General features: G+C 60.9%; 14 protein-coding genes and 1 tRNA gene. 12 read left to right on the forward strand and 3 right to left on the reverse strand.

The features are described 5' to 3' along the window. Positions 1-65: 65 nt before the first annotated feature. The 4 genes from der (at position 66) to abc-f (ending at position 4632) form a co-directional block, all read left to right on the forward strand. A complete protein-coding gene (gene der / locus ACIP6G_RS13300) occupies positions 66-1598 on the forward strand; it encodes a ribosome biogenesis GTPase Der (RefSeq protein WP_105659051.1) in 1533 nt (510 codons plus the stop codon). A gap of 101 nt (positions 1599-1699) precedes the next feature. Next, positions 1700-1773: transfer RNA gene (locus tag ACIP6G_RS13305), tRNA-Pro, on the forward strand. A gap of 100 nt (positions 1774-1873) precedes the next feature. Beyond that, the gene (locus ACIP6G_RS13310) at positions 1874-2716 is read left to right on the forward strand and encodes a PhzF family phenazine biosynthesis protein (RefSeq protein WP_400290615.1); all 843 of its coding nucleotides are present in this window, start codon (positions 1874-1876) and stop codon (positions 2714-2716) included. 209 nt (positions 2717-2925) lie between these two features. Then, the gene (gene abc-f, locus ACIP6G_RS13315) at positions 2926-4632 is read left to right on the forward strand and encodes a ribosomal protection-like ABC-F family protein (protein WP_400290618.1); all 1707 of its coding nucleotides are present in this window, start codon (positions 2926-2928) and stop codon (positions 4630-4632) included. Here the strand turns inward: abc-f and ACIP6G_RS13320 are convergent. Next, the gene (locus ACIP6G_RS13320; RefSeq protein WP_400290621.1) at positions 4625-6031 is read right to left on the reverse strand and encodes an FAD-dependent oxidoreductase; all 1407 of its coding nucleotides are present in this window, start codon (positions 6029-6031) and stop codon (positions 4625-4627) included. The genes abc-f and ACIP6G_RS13320 overlap by 8 nt on opposite strands. Then, the gene (locus ACIP6G_RS13325; RefSeq protein ID WP_400290624.1) at positions 6028-6783 is read right to left on the reverse strand and encodes an SDR family oxidoreductase; all 756 of its coding nucleotides are present in this window, start codon (positions 6781-6783) and stop codon (positions 6028-6030) included. The genes ACIP6G_RS13320 and ACIP6G_RS13325 overlap by 4 nt, the downstream gene beginning before the upstream one ends. An 83-nt stretch (positions 6784-6866) precedes the next feature. On the opposite strand from ACIP6G_RS13325, the gene ACIP6G_RS13330 reads away from it, so the two are divergent. The 4 genes from ACIP6G_RS13330 to ACIP6G_RS13345 all read left to right on the forward strand — a co-directional run bounded on the left by ACIP6G_RS13330 (position 6867) and on the right by ACIP6G_RS13345 (position 11205). Then, a complete protein-coding gene (locus ACIP6G_RS13330; RefSeq protein ID WP_400290625.1) occupies positions 6867-7334 on the forward strand; it encodes a MarR family winged helix-turn-helix transcriptional regulator in 468 nt (155 codons plus the stop codon). A gap of 119 nt (positions 7335-7453) precedes the next feature. After that, a complete protein-coding gene (locus ACIP6G_RS13335) occupies positions 7454-8395 on the forward strand; it encodes an NADP-dependent oxidoreductase (protein ID WP_400290627.1) in 942 nt (313 codons plus the stop codon). A 24-nt stretch (positions 8396-8419) separates the two neighbouring features. Then, entirely contained in the window at positions 8420-9103 is a 684-nt protein-coding gene (locus tag ACIP6G_RS13340) for an NADPH-dependent F420 reductase (protein WP_400290629.1), read from the forward strand. 212 nt (positions 9104-9315) lie between these two features. Further along, a complete protein-coding gene (locus tag ACIP6G_RS13345) occupies positions 9316-11205 on the forward strand; it encodes an FAD-binding monooxygenase (protein WP_400290631.1) in 1890 nt (629 codons plus the stop codon). A gap of 236 nt (positions 11206-11441) precedes the next feature. On the opposite strand, the gene ACIP6G_RS13350 is transcribed toward ACIP6G_RS13345, so the two are convergent. After that, complete coding sequence (locus tag ACIP6G_RS13350; protein WP_133834491.1) at positions 11442-11804, reverse strand: DUF488 domain-containing protein; 363 nt, start codon at positions 11802-11804, stop codon at positions 11442-11444. Between the two features lie 267 nt (positions 11805-12071). On the opposite strand from ACIP6G_RS13350, the gene ACIP6G_RS13355 reads away from it, so the two are divergent. The 4 genes from ACIP6G_RS13355 to ACIP6G_RS13370 all read left to right on the forward strand — a co-directional run bounded on the left by ACIP6G_RS13355 (position 12072) and on the right by ACIP6G_RS13370 (position 14713). Further along, positions 12072-12524, forward strand: a complete 453-nt coding sequence (locus ACIP6G_RS13355) for an FHA domain-containing protein (protein WP_400290633.1) — start codon at positions 12072-12074, stop codon at positions 12522-12524. Positions 12525-12598: 74 nt separating this feature from the next. After that, entirely contained in the window at positions 12599-13354 is a 756-nt protein-coding gene (locus tag ACIP6G_RS13360; RefSeq protein ID WP_400290635.1) for a MerR family transcriptional regulator, read from the forward strand. Between the two features lie 40 nt (positions 13355-13394). After that, entirely contained in the window at positions 13395-13877 is a 483-nt protein-coding gene (locus tag ACIP6G_RS13365; RefSeq protein ID WP_400290637.1) for a bifunctional nuclease family protein, read from the forward strand. 242 nt (positions 13878-14119) lie between these two features. After that, a complete protein-coding gene (locus tag ACIP6G_RS13370) occupies positions 14120-14713 on the forward strand; it encodes a MerR family transcriptional regulator (RefSeq protein ID WP_105659060.1) in 594 nt (197 codons plus the stop codon). Positions 14714-14772: the final 59 nt, after the last annotated feature.

Raw genomic sequence — 14772 nt, forward strand, 5'->3', positions numbered from 1 at the left:
CCTAAAGCTGGTGCCCATCCTCGGCGAGAGCCGATGAAGATTACGATCGCTGTGAAGGGAAAATCATGAGCGAGAACAACTCCACCCACGACGAGGAATACATCCCCGTTGGAGACGACGATATCGCCGAGCGCCTGGCCGAACTGAGCGAGGAAGAGGCCGCGGTTCGCGCCCAGGCCCTGCTCAGCGGACTGGAAGACTACGAACTGGACGAAGAGGACTCCGCCCTGCTTGCAGGCCTGGATAGCTTCGATGACGACGATGAAGACGTTGTCATTCCGCCGGTACTGGCTGTTATCGGACGACCTAACGTCGGCAAGTCCACCTTGGTCAACCGCATCCTGGGCCGCCGCGAAGCGGTAGTCGAGGATACCCCGGGCGTCACCCGCGACCGCGTGTCCTATTCCGCCGAGTGGGTGGGACGCCCATTCACCATCGTCGATACCGGTGGCTGGGAGCACGATGCCAAGGGCATCCACGCCTCGGTTGCCGACCAGGCCGAAATTGCCGCCGACGTCGCTGACGCCATCCTCTTCGTGGTCGACTCCCACGTGGGCGCGACCGCAACCGACGAGGCTGTGGTGAAGATGCTGCGCAAGAAGGGCAAGCCGGTCTTCCTAGTGGCCAACAAGGTCGACGACTTCAACCAGGAAGCCGAAGCCGCCGCGCTGTGGGGACTGGGATTCGGCCAGCCATGGCCAGTCTCGGCCCTGCACGGCCGCGGCACCGCCGACCTGCTGGACGCTGTCATGGAGAAAATGCCGGCCCATTCGGCTTTCGGCGGCATGATCCCATCGGGCGGTCCGCGCCGCATTGCGCTGATCGGCCGTCCGAATGTGGGCAAGTCCTCGCTGCTGAACAAGGTGGCCGGCTCCGAGCGCGTAGTTGTCGACGATCTGGCCGGCACCACCCGCGATCCCGTGGACGAACTTGTCGAGCTGGGCGGCGAAGTCTGGCGCTTCGTGGATACCGCCGGTATCCGCCGCCGCCAGCACATGGCCGTCGGCTCGGACTACTACGCGTCGTTGCGTACCCAGACGGCGCTGGAGAAGGCCGAAGTCGCCGTCATCCTGCTGGCTGCCAATGAAACCATCTCCGAGCAGGACGTGCGCATCATCCAGCTGGCCATCGAAGCCGGCCGTGCGATGGTCATCGTCTACAACAAGTGGGATGAGGTGGATGAGGATCGCCGCTACTACCTGGACCAGGAGATCGAGCGCGACCTTGCCCATATCGAGTGGGCACCGCGCGTGAACATCTCGGCGAAGACCGGCTGGCACAAGGACAAGCTCGTTCCCGCACTGAATACCGCGCTGGAATCCTGGGACAAGCGCATTCCAACGGGCAAGCTGAACGCCTTCCTGGGCGAACTTGTCGCAGCCCACCCGCACCCGGTGCGCGGCGGCAAACAGCCACGCATCCTGTTCGGCACCCAGGCTTCGGCCCGTCCGCCGCGCTTCGTGCTGTTCACCACCGGGTTCCTGGATCCAGGCTACCGCCGCTTCATCACCCGGCGGCTGCGCGAAACCTTCGGTTTCGAAGGAAGCCCCATCGAGGTTTCGATGCGAATCCGCGAACGCCGCGGACGCAATCGCTAAATTTCGAAATTAGCCCTTCACTTGGTGTAGGCTAATAAAGGAGCTTTTCGCAGACGGCACCCTTGGTTCTCACGACTTGGGGATAACGGCTGCGAGGGCATCGGGCTATGGCGCAGCTTGGTAGCGCGCCTCACTGGGGGTGAGGAGGTCGCAAGTTCAAATCTTGTTAGCCCGACGATCCAATCGCAAAACCCCGTCGAGAGTTTCTCTCGGCGGGGTTTTGCCGTGCCTCCCCAGAATTCCACACCCACTGCGAAGATCCGGAAGATGGTCCAATGCAACGCAGATTCCAGCAGGTCGATGTCTTCAGCGCTACCCCGTACAAGGGCAACCCGCTAGGCGTGGTGCTCGACGGGCAGGGCCTGGATACCGAGTCGATGCAGGACTACTCGCTCTGGTCCAATCTCTCCGAGGTCACCTACGTACTGCCGGCCAGCGATGAGCGGGCCGATTACCGTTTCCGCATCTTTGCGCGCGAACGCGAATTCCCATTTGCCGGCCACCCTGCCTTGGGCACAGCGCGTGCCTGGCTGCATGCCGGTGGAGTGCCGCAGGATCCGAAGCAGCTGGTCGTCGAGTGCGAAGCTGGTTTGGTGCCGATCAGGATCGAAGGTAAAACGCTTTCCTTTGCTTCGCCGCCGGCTGTTCGAACCGGTGCAATTGCGCCGCACGAACTGAAGGAAATGATCCAGATCCTGGGCATTGAGCCCGAGCAGATTGTGGATTCGCAGTGGACGGACAACGGGCCGGGGTGGGCCGCAGTGCTGCTGGAAAACTCGCAGCAGGTTTTGGACATCGCACCGCGGATCCCCAATAGGCCAGGACGCTGGAAAATCGGGGTCTTCGGCGCACTGCCGCAGTCGTCGGCACCGGAAAAATTCGAAGTCCGAGCTCTGGCCATCGAAAACGGGGGCTTGCGCGAGGATCCGGTCACCGGAAGCCTGAATGGAGCGGCCACGCAATGGCTGATGGCCGCCGGGCACGCCACCGCGCCACTGGTCAACCGGCAGGGTGCGAAAGTCGGACGCGATGGGCATGTGCATCTGGACTTGGCCGACGGCCAGTTTTGGGTTGGCGGGGCCGCGAACGTCCTGATTGAGGGCATCATCGAGCTGTAGTGCGCAAAACCTTGCCTGTTGTGATGGCTTGGGCTTAGCCTTGAATGGTGGGAACGTTAATTCATGGAGTCCATTTCCTCTAGGCGGTAACCAGTGTCGAGCTTCGCTCCGCTGACGCCATCTTCATTGCACCTTTGTGGTGCCCGCCAACCACCAGCACCGCACCGGCCCTGATTACTCGGCGAACCGGTGCTAGGCAGGAAACTCCCATGACCCAGTCCCAAAATATCCACCAGTCTTCCCAGCATGAGCGCGAAACCGAACTGGACTACGTATGCTCATTGCAAGGCATCGCAGTCAGTTTCGGCGAACGGGATGTGCTGACCGGCATCGACCTTGCAATTTCCGGTACCGACCGCATCGCAGTACTTGGCGATAACGGTTCGGGAAAATCCACGCTGATGCGCGTGATTGCAGGGAATCTCGAACCCGACCACGGGCAGCGGAAGATGAACGCGCCCGGTGCCGTTGCCTACGCTGCGCAGAACCCGAGCTTCGCTGCGAACATGAGCGTGCAACAGGTGATCGATTCCTATCATCGGCGCTTCCGTGAACTGGAAGGCTTGATGCGCGTCGTCTCGGCCAAGCTCGAAGATGCTCCAGAACCTGTCGCCGAACGTTTGATGAAGCAGCTGCAGCAGGTTACCGACCTGTATGAGGCGGCCGACGGCTATTCGCTGGCTCCGCGCCTGGATAGCGCCTTGGAGCAGCTGGGCCTAGGAGATCTGGATCGCCAGCGCCTTGTGTCCCAACTTTCCGGTGGGCAGCGATCCCGGCTGTCGCTGGCCTGTGTCCTGTGTTCGGGTGCGCAATTGCTCCTGCTCGATGAACCAACGAACGACCTGGACGAGGCGGCCATGAACTGGCTGGAGCGCACCCTGGATAAGCATCGCGGTGCGCTGGTGCTGATCAGCCATGACCGGATGTTCCTCAAGCGTTTTGCCCGATCCATCGTGGAGGTTGCCGACGGGTCGGTCGCGCATTACGGCAATGGCTATGACGGTTATCTGCATGCCAAGGAGCAGGAGCGCATCGCGATCCGCGTCGCCTACGAAAATTGGGTGCAGGAGCTTGAGCGTTCACAGAACTTGGTTGATAAGTATGCTTCACGCGTCAGCGCCATTCCGCGCAAGCAGGAGAAATCCAGTTTTGGACATGGAAATTTCCGGGCCCGCGATCCCAGCCATGGGTCGACCTCCAAGATCCGCCAGGCAAAATCCCGAATCGAAGACCTCGAAACCCACCGGGCACCCGAGCCGGCTGCTGAGCTGTCCTTCTTGATGCCCGGCAGCACCCAGGACCAGGCAGGTGGCGAAACCCTGCTGCAGGTGATGAACGCCCGGCGCGGCTCGGATCCGAAACTGTCCACGCCACGCTTCGACATCAAGCTCGGCGAGCGCTGGCTAGTCACCGGCCCCAATGGTGCTGGCAAATCCACATTGCTCAAAATGCTCGCCGGAGAACTGGAATGCACCGAGGGGAAGATCGAGCGCGCTGCCAACTTGCACTGCGGTTGGCTCCGCCAGGAAGTCGGAATTTTTCCTGGCAGCACCCTGGTTGAAGCCTTCGCCGCGGCCACCGGCCAGTATGTCCAGGACGCCGGTGCGTCCCTGGCCCAGCTGGGCCTGTTTGCGCCGCAGGATTTCCTGCGGCACCCCATGGCGCTTTCGGTAGGCCAGCGCCGCCGCCTGGAACTGGCTATTGCGGTCAGCACCAAAGCGCAGATGCTGTTCCTGGACGAGCCGACGAACCATCTCTCACCGGCTTTGGTGGAGCAGCTGGAGTCAGCGCTGGCGGAATATCCGGGCACCGTGGTCACGGTCAGCCACGACCGGCGCTGGCAGCAGAAAATGCGCGAGCATTCGGTGGTGCATCGGCTCGGGGTGGAAGCAGGACGCGCCGAGCTGATCAGGTAGCGCTGGAGTTCTGGCTTCTCAAGTTCAGTCCGCCATCAAACAGGTGCTGCGGGTCAGTTCTCTCGGACAGGGCACGCAGCCGGGTTCCGGTCTGCCCAGGCCAGGCGAGCTCGGCAGCCGAACGGCGAACGTCCGAAGAGTAGGCGCCGTACGCGCCGGTGCCCAGAACCTGCAGGGCAGCGAACGACTGGTCCTGCTCGGCGATGCCCAACGGGTGGATCCAGGTAGCTGCCAGCACTTCTTGATGCCGCGACCCCCAGGCGGTGGCGTGGGCCGGAACCCGGGCTACGGCACCGCCCAAGGCCCGCAATTCGCCGACCAGGCTGGCCCGATGGGCCAATGACTGCGCCATGGCATCGCCCAACTGCTCATCCGCCTGATCGACCAGGACATCACGCATTTTGATGCGCTGCTGACCGGCATGCGGCGAATTCGGGGCTGGCACGATCATCGGATAAGGCACTAGCTCGGTGCGCGAATCGTGAAGTTGGGCCAGGCCCAGGGCTTCGCGCAAGACCGGTGCTGCCTGGTCCTGGCCATCGCCAGCCCAGACATTGCGCGCCTGAATTGCGTGCTGTCCATCGCCCAATGCCTGCACCATCAGGAAGCTTTCCAGCTCGTCAGGCGACTGGCGCACCCACTGGCCCCAATCAGCGGTGAATTGCGGCAGCGAATCGGTCAGGTAGGTCAGTTGCTGGTGGATGATGCTGGCGTCACCGGCGGCAGTTCGCAGATCGGTGGCCGTGAACTCGAAGGCCGTGACTACTCCGGCATGGGTCGCACCTCCGCGCACGGCCCAGAACAATTCGGGCTCATGATCAGTGTCTACCCAGCGGATCGTTCCGTCGGCGGTGACCAATTTGGCCCGCACCATGGAGTCCAGCGTCAGTCCCTGCGAACGGGCGAAGTAGCCGATGCCGCCAGCCGTGGCCAGGCCGCCGACGCCGGTGTTGCCAAAGTTGCCGCTGCTGATGACCAGGTCTTCGGCGGCTAGCTGTCCGGCAATTTGTCCCCACGTGGCTCCGGCGCCCACCCGGACCAGGCCAAGTTGCGGATCGAGCATTTCGAAGTGCCGCAGGGCGGAAAGATCCAGGATGATGCCCCCGGTATTCGTCGAGGTGCCTGCGATGCCGTGGCCCCCTGAACGGATGCTGAATTCAACGCGGGTTCCCGATTGCTCTCGGAGCCGCGCTGCATAGAGCACCGTTTCCTGCACGTCCTGTTCGCTCCGGGCCTTGATGATCAGGGCCGGTGCGCCAACAGACATGTAGCTGGACCGTTCCATGGCATAGCCTGCCCGATGCTCGGTGATCGCGCGTGCGGCCAGCGTGCCCGGGAGTCCGGGCCGGCCGTCGGGCAGCACCAGGTCGTGCGATCGTGCTAGGCGGTTGGTGTTCATGCTGCCAGTTCCTTCATCAGCTGCGCTGCGGCCTGCGTGGTGCGAAGCGTGTAGTGCGCCGAGGGGCGCTCGGGCCGGGCGGCCAGGGCCGCGGTGATCGAGCCGAGTTCTTCGTTGGTGATCCACTGCGGATCAACCCATGGGCGTTCGCGGGTTGCCACTGGTCCGAGCTCGTGGGCGAAGACGCGGCGCTGGGTTCCGGCTTCGGCGCTGAGCACCCGATGCATCATCAAGAGTCCCGCTTGTTCCATGTTGATGATCGATGCACCGGGAACCGGGGTCGTAGCGCTCCCGCCAAGGACCAGATGGTAGCTGCCTGCAGGCGCCAGCAGGGGGAGCCAGGCACGCACATTTGCGACATGGGCGGTGGACAGATCGAGGTTGAAGCGCTGCCATTCCGATTCGGTGACTTCCCACAGCGGCTTTCCCTGCCACCAGCCGCCGATAGCAGCGATCACATCGGTAACGTCCCCGAATTCGCCGGTGATGCGCTGGGCCATGTCGGTTGCTGCGGTGAAACTGGTGTACTCGCCCACGACCAATTCCAGATTCGCGGTGTCGATGTTCTCGAGACGGGCCAGCAGTTCCTTGCCGCGGTTTTCGGTGCGGGTAGGAATGATGACTTCGGCACCGGCGGCCAGCCAGGAACGGACGATGCCCTCGCCGACCCGGCCGGTTCCGCCGAGGATCACCACGCGGTGCGCGCTCAATGCCGGCTGTTTGGTGCCCAGTTTGCTGTCGATGGTGGTCATTTAGGTTCCCATGCCTTTCATCCGTGTACTAGAATCAATTGCTGTAACTACAGATACTTTGATCCTATTCCCGGGAGGCATCCATGAAGACGGAATTGAACGATCGGCAGGAGATCTGGCGCGGCCTGCTCTACGGGCAGCGCTCGATGATGCTGCGGCTATCGGTTGAGCTCAAGCGGGATTTCGGGTTGAACAGTGCGCAATTCGAGGCGCTGCTGTACCTCTGGGAGGCGAAGGCGAACCGCTTGCCAGCCACTCAGCTTTCCAATCAGCTGCTCTACAGTTCCGGCTCGGGGTCCCATCTGATCAGCAGGCTTGAGCAACTCCACCTGGTGCGCCGGGACCGTGATTCCCAGGATGCGCGCATGGTCGTGGTGACGCTGACCGAAGCGGGTCTTGATCTCATAAGCCGAGCCCGAGCCGCGCACATTGAATCGCTGGCAAAGGAATTCGACCCGCTGATCGGGGATGCCGAGGTCCCGGTACTGCTGGACTTCGCGCGCCGGCTCTCCCGTCATGAAAGTGTCACCTCGCAGCCCTATTCCGGATAGCCTCACCGCATCCCGCTGGCCCAATGGATCCGGGCTAGCGGGATTATCCTTGCAAATATATCTGTTATTACAGATATATTTGCGGAAAGCACTTGTAAAGCAACGAAGGAAGGAAAACCATGAAGCAGCATTATCGTGTCGCTGTGGCCAGGCAGTTCGGCGCCCCGGAAGTCATCAGTATCGAAAATCATCCAGTGCAGCCACTGGCTGCGGGCGAGGTCCGCGTGGCGGTACGTGCCGCGGGCCAAAACCCCGTGGATGCCCGTCGCCGGGCCGGCAATTTCGGTGGCCAGGTGCCTCTGGTCTTTGGCACCGAATTCTCCGGAATTGTCCATGAGTCGAAAGACCCGGGTTGGGCTGCGGGGGATGAGGTGGTGGGCTGGGGTGCCGTCGGCGCCGACGCCGATCTGGTTCTCACCTCGGGGGACAAGCTGGCGGCTAAGCCCAAGGAACTGCCGTGGGCCGTGGCTGGCGGACTCAGTGGTGCGGGTCAGACCTCCCTGACAGCCCTTGCCGCACTGGAGCTGCAACCAGGAGATGTGATTCTGGTGCACGCAGCGGCAGGTGGCGTAGGAAGCATGCTGGTTCAGCTCGCCATGCATCAAGGCCTGGTCGTCATTGGTACCGCCGGAACAGGCAACCAGGAATATCTGCGTCAGCTAGGGGTTCTTCCTGTCGTTTACGGACCGGGCCTCAGCGAGCGCGTGGCCCAGGCCGCGGGAGGCCGGGCAATTGCCGCGTCCATCGATTTAGCCGGAAGCATGGAAGCCGGCGACCTGGCCCGTGAACTGGCAAGCGGTGGAGCGCAGTGCATCACGCTGGTTCCCGAGACCTGGCAATCCCATGGCCTGCCACTGGTGAGCGTCCGAGCCAGCGCGCAACGGTTCGCAGAGCTGGTGCGCAGCTATCGGGATGGCGGCTTGCAACTGCAGGTGAACACCCTCGAATTCAACGATGTCGTGAAGGCCCATCGCCAGATGGATGCCAAGCATTCACGCGGAAAACTCGTCTTGGAAATGAGCGATAACCCCTACCTCGCCAACAGCGGCGACGCGGCCTAGCTGCCGCTCAAGAAAGGCATGAACATGGCTTCAATAGCACTGATCGGACCGGGGCGGCACGGAACCGCCATCGCAGAACTCTTCGCCTCCCACGGGGTAAGCGTCGTGATCTACCACCACAATGCCGCCAAGGCGGAGGCAGCTGCGCAAAAGATTCGACAGGCCGCGGTAGACGCGCAGGTGCAGGTGGCCGCTGACCTGGCCTCAGCTGTGGAAGGCCAAGAGGTCGTAGTCTTGGCCACGCTCTGGGACCAGCCGCAACGCAAGGTCCTGGCCGAGCTGGGCTCCAGGCTGGCAGGCAAGGTACTGCTCGATGTTTCGAACCCCTTAGACGTGACACCAGCGGGCATTATTCCGCGCTCGCCGGCCGAAGGCTCGGCAGGCCAATTCGTGGCTTCATTGCTGCCGCACGGTGCAGGGCATGCCAAGGCGTTTTCGAACTTGGCCACTGCGTTCATTCGCGAGGGAGCGGATCGGGAACCACCGGCGATCCTGCCATTTGCCGCGGACTGCGCTGCCACGGCCAGCATCATCCGCCCCTATCTGTCGGCCACCAAATGGAAGCCGTGGCTGGTCGGAGATATCTCGTCCTCGCGCGACTTGGAGATTGGCGGGAAGTTCAACGCGGTGCACGGAGCCTATGGGCGTTCGCAACTTAATGAAGAGCAGATGCTGGAGTATGCCGGACCCGAGTGGGAGCATCGGTAGCAGCTGGCATCAGTGATGGGCCCCGGCGCGAGGTTATTGCGCCGGGGCTTCTGCCCATCTGCGGCTTAGGGGTGGCCGGCGCAGCGTGCATGAACTTGTGCCTGAGCTCACAGATTGTATATGATTAGTGTGCGATAAAAGATCATGCAGTTCTAATATCGAACATAATATTTATTGACTGAGGTCATCACAGGGAAATGGGGGATGAAACGGTGCAGTTTCACCACAACGGATACATTTCAGCCGATCCACGGGTGCAGCCAGCGGCTGGCGTGGGCATAAACCGTCCCATGGAGATGCCCGATGTCATGGATGTGCTGATCGTCGGTGCCGGTCCCGCAGGCATCATCACCGCCGCCCAGCTTTCCCAGTTCCCTGATGTGCACACCCGCATCATCGACCGACGGCCCGGCCGCCTGGAAATCGGCCAGGCCGACGGGATCCAGTCACGCACGGTGGAGACGTTCCAGGCTTTCGGTTTTGCCGAGCGCATCACCGCCGAGGCCTACATCATCAAGGAAACCACCTTCTGGAACCCTGATCCGCAGAACCCGGATCAGATCATCCGCACCGACCGCACCGCCGATGATCCAACCGGCGTCAGCGAATTCCCGCACCTCGTGGTCAACCAGGCGCGCGTTATCGACTATTTCGCTGATTTCGCGGCGAACTCCCCAGCTCGCACCGTCCCGGACTACGGGTGGGACTGCAAGGAACTGGTCGTTGAAGACGGCGAAGAGTACCCGGTGAAGGTCACCCTGATCGGCTGCGGCGAGAGCAATGACGGCATTGAGCGTGTAGTGCGTGCCAAGTACGTGGTCGGTTCCGATGGGGCCAGAAGCAATGTCCGCCGCTCGATCGGCGCGAAGCTCTCCGGTGACAAGGCCAATCACGCTTGGGGCGTCATGGACACCCTGGGCCTGACCAACTTCCCGGATGTGCGCACCAAGTGCGCCATCCATTCCAAGGCTGGTTCGATCCTGCTGATTCCGCGCGAAGGCGGGCAGCTCTTCCGCCTCTACGTCGACCTGGGTGAAGTTCCGGAAGGGGATAACGGCAAGGTCCGCGAGACTCCGCTGGAAGAAATCATCGAGCGTGCCAAGGCGATTTTGAATCCCTATACCCTCGAGGTCAAGGACGTCGCGTGGCACAGCGTCTACGAAGTAGGCCACCGGCTGGCTGACCGCTTCGATGATGTGCCGGTTGAAGAGATCGGTACCCGTGAGCCGCGCGTGTTCATTACCGGCGACGCCTGCCACACCCACTCGGCCAAGGCCGGCCAAGGCATGAACGTCTCCATGCAGGACGGGTTCAACCTGGCCTGGAAGATCGGCTATGTGCTCTCGGGCCAAGCTCCGGAAAGCCTGCTGCGCACCTACTCGGACGAGCGCAAGGTGATCGCCAAGGACCTGATCGACTTCGACAAGAAGTGGTCCTCCATCATGGCTGCTACTGCGAAGGAGCTTGAAGGCCAAGAAGGCGTTGCCGAGTTCTATGTACGCACGGCCGAATTCCCTGCCGGCTTCATGACCGAGTACGCGGCATCTGCGCTGGTCGCCGGCAAGGAGCACCAGGAGCTGGCCGCCGGATTCCCCGTGGGCAAGCGCTTCCGCTCTTCGGAAGTCATGCGCTTGGCCGATGCCAACCCAACGCACCTGGGCCACCACCATCGTGCCGACGGCCGCTACCGCATCTACGTCTTTGCTGATCAGCAGCCGGTGGGAGAGTCCCAGAAAATTGCCGCCTTGTCGAGTTGGCTGCTGGAGAATGAGCGCTCGCCACTGGTTCGCTTCACGCCGAAGGGTGCCGACGCCGACGCGCTGTTCGATGTCAAGGTGGTCTACCAGCAGGACTACACCACGATGAACGTGAATGACGCGCCGAAGGTGTTCCGTCCGGACACCGGCGTATTCGGCCTGATGGATTACGAGAAGGTCTACACCGCATTGGACGGCTCGGACATCTTCGAGGAGCGCCAGATCTCCCGCGATGGCGCGATCGTGATCGTCCGTCCGGATATGTATGTTGCCAGCATCCTGCCATTGGATGCGGCCAACGAGCTGGCCCGTTTCTTCGAGCCGATCCTGCTGGAGCAGAACTAGTAGCGCGCTCGCTCCACATATCACCGATGGCACCGCGAGTATCTCGCGGTGCCATCGGTTTCCCTGCGCAGGGCGTCGCGTGGAAGTGCGGAATATTCTTTGTCGCAACGTGGTTGAACCACCAAGGGACAGGACTTCGATGAAAGGTGCCACGGTGAGCCAGGAATTCAGCTTTGACCTTCAGCAGGTGGTCGATTCGGATATGGTGTGTGCCGACGGCGTGTGCTTCGTGCCGCCTACGGACCAGAGAGCTGATCGAGCAGATAGTCACGCAACACCACAGCATGATTAGCCTGCTCATTTTTTGCTCCGTAGACCAAAGTGACCACGGGATGCTGGTCCAGTACTTCCAGGAAGCCATCGACAGCGGGGTTCTGATCTAGCTCGGCGCGATAGTGCTGCGCAAATTCGCCAAAGCGGTCGGCATCGTGATCCCAACCTTTGCGAAGCCCGGTGCTCGGTGCCAAGGCCTTGGCCCAGTGATCCAGCTGAAGGGCAGCCTTGCTCTTCCCGCGCGGCCAGAGCCTGTCAACCAGGATCCTGTAGCCGTCCTCGACGCTGGGCGCGGTATACGCGCGTTTGAGAAGTATCTTCGTCATGATTCACCTGAAAGTTCCTGATTTATCCTTGCATCGCCTCCATCTGTGGGAAAGGATCGAAGTGCAGGCGCTGCCAAGGCATCATCGTCTCTCTTGGCATCTTGCCACACTGGCAATCCCTTGCAGCGGAAAATATGTACTTTTCTGTTATCAGTTGGGCAGTGAGTAGGCTAATCTGTAAATAGTTTGGTATTACTGACTGTGCCAACACAGAACTCAAGGTCGTCACGCACGAACTGTTAACAGAATTTTCTGGAGGACCCCATAATGTCGGAACATCGGCCGGTTGACCCGCACAACGAGTCTGCCTCTGAGACGACCAATATCGCTCTTCCTGCGGTGCACAAGGGTGCTGAACCTTCGGTCATCTACACCCTGAGTGAGGATGAGAAAAACGCAGTTGACGCCCTGCCAGCTGGTTCTGCGCTGCTGATTGCCCATTCCGGACCAAACAAGGGCGCACGCTTCTTGCTGGACACCGACGAGAGCATCGCAGGCCGCCATCCAAACGCGGATATCTTCCTGGACGATGTGACCGTTTCGCGTCGGCATGCCAAGTTCTCCCGAACGGACGCGCGGTTCACGCTCAGCGACATCGGATCGCTGAATGGTACCTACATCAACGGCGACCGTATCGACGAGATCCCGTTGAGCACTGGTGTTCAGGTTCAGATCGGCAAATTCCGCCTGAATTTCTACCAAAGCGTTCCGAACCTTTAAACTAGTAGAGTTCGAGGTTTTGTCCGCCGGCGTCTGGCACGCCGACATATCCATACATCCGAGGTGTAGACCCTTTGCCGATCTTTGACGCAGCCCGCAGCCCACGTCTCGAGGCTCAACGCCACGAGACCGCCCGGCAGGCCGCGCTGAATATCGGCGAGGTGCTCTCGGAACTCAAGGATGAGTTCCCACGTGTCACTGCGTCCAAGATCCGCTTCCTGGAAGACAAGGGACTGATCATCCCGCAACGCACCTCCGCTGGATATCGAAAGTACTCCGCGTCGGATGTGAGCCGCTTGCGTTTCATCCTTTCGGTTCAGCGCGACCAGTACCTGCCGTTGAAGGTTATCAAGGACCATCTCGACTCGGTGGATCGCGGTGAAGCGCCAGCAGCATTGCCTGGGGGAGCCCCGGTGGCGCCACAGGTGGTCAACGATGACATGGCTGAGGCCGTGGAGCGCAAAACCCGTTCGGTGTCCTTGGCTGAACTGCAGGGGCTGACCGGTGCCAGCGAGGAGCTCGTTGGCGAATTGATAAAGTTCGGCTTGATCGAACCCGTTGCTGGCCTGTTCGACGCCAACAGCATCAAGGTCACCAAATCGGCCGTTCAGCTGGCGGGCCATGGCGTTGAACCTCGCCACCTGCGGCAGTTCCGTACCGCAGCTGATCGCGAGTTCTCGCTGATTGAATCGATTGTCGGCAACGAACTGAAGAAGCCTGAAGTCTCCGCTCGTGCCCGCGCTGCGGAAGAGGCCCAGGAAATCTCGCGCCAGTGCCTGGAAATTCACGAGGCCCTGGTGCAACGTGCTATTTCCCAACTGGATCGCTAGGCTGAATTCGAACAGGCAACAACAACTCTAAGGGGCTAGCATGCTGGAACTGGAGTTTGCCGGAATCCGTATTCAACTGCCGGCGAATCAGCCGCTGTTGCTGCTCAAATACCCTGAGCGTAATCTCTACCTTCCGCTGTGGATAGGTGCGCCCGAAGCCTCGGCCATCGCAATGTCTGAACAAGGGCTCACTCCGCCTCGGCCGATGACCCATGATCTGCTGCTCAGCGTCATTGAAAGCATGGACGTGAAGCTTGAGCGGATCGAAATAGTCTCGGTAAACAATGCCGTGTTCGTCGCGGAGCTTGTCCTTTCCAACGGCAAACGCGTAGATTCCCGTTCCTCGGATGCCGTCGCCCTTGCCGTGCGCGCCCAGTGCCCGATCATGTGCGCCGAGCACGTCCTGGAAGAAGCTGGCGTGGCCATCGAGAATGAAACTGGCGGCGGAGAGGCACCCGAAGAGCAGTTGCGCGAATTCCGTGAATTCTTGGACAATATTGATCCAGAAGATTTTTCTTCGTAGATATCGCGCGTTTGGTTTCAGTGGAATATTGGCCTTGAATTGGGTAATTCCCCAAGCCTGCGCGACACGCCTTAAAGTTAAGCTTGAAGGTCTTTGACCATTAGTCGTTATCGCCGTACCGTCTTTGCATAGGGACATTTAAAAAGAGCTGTTTTTTGATGGTCATCACTCGCATCTGCGCGGTTCTCATTCGGTCCCTGGATACTCGTTTAGGAACGTGCTGACACGCAAGGAGCAATTGGATGGAGTCTCGCCAGACTGGGCCTCACTATGGGGTCGACGGTGGCAACAAGCAATCCAGCACCCAGGGATTGCTCTTCACCGATGACCTGCCTGAGCTGGATGAACATGCCGGCTACCGCGGTCCAATTGTGTGCAAGGCAGCCGGCATCACCTACCGCCAACTCGACTACTGGGCACGTACTGGCCTGGTTGAGCCGGCAGTGCGCGGAGCCAAGGGATCCGGCAGCCACCGCCTTTATTCATTCCGGGATATCCTCGTGCTCAAGGTTGTCAAGCGGCTGCTGGACACCGGAGTATCCCTGCAGCAGATCCGTTCGGCCGTTTTGCACCTGCGTGAACGCGGCGTTGAGGACCTTGCCCAGATCACGTTGATGAGCGATGGAGCTTCGGTCTACGAATGCACCAGCGCCGACGAGGTCATTGACCTTGTCCAGAAGGGCCAGGGCGTATTCGGCATCGCCGTAGGCCGTGTTTGGCGCGAGGTGGAAGGTTCCCTTGCCCAGCTGCCTTCAGAGAGCTCGGTGCAGCAGACCCTGCCAGAAGATGAATTGGCTGCCCGTCGGGCTGCCAAGGCGGCGCGCAACGTCGGCTAGAGCCGGCAGATAATTCAGCAGCTTAAGCAATTGACCGGATCTTCCTTGAAGGAAGATCC

Origin of the sequence: Glutamicibacter sp. NPDC088483 (genome assembly GCF_044753145.1) — a bacterium.
Lineage (GTDB): Bacteria > Actinomycetota > Actinomycetes > Actinomycetales > Micrococcaceae > Glutamicibacter.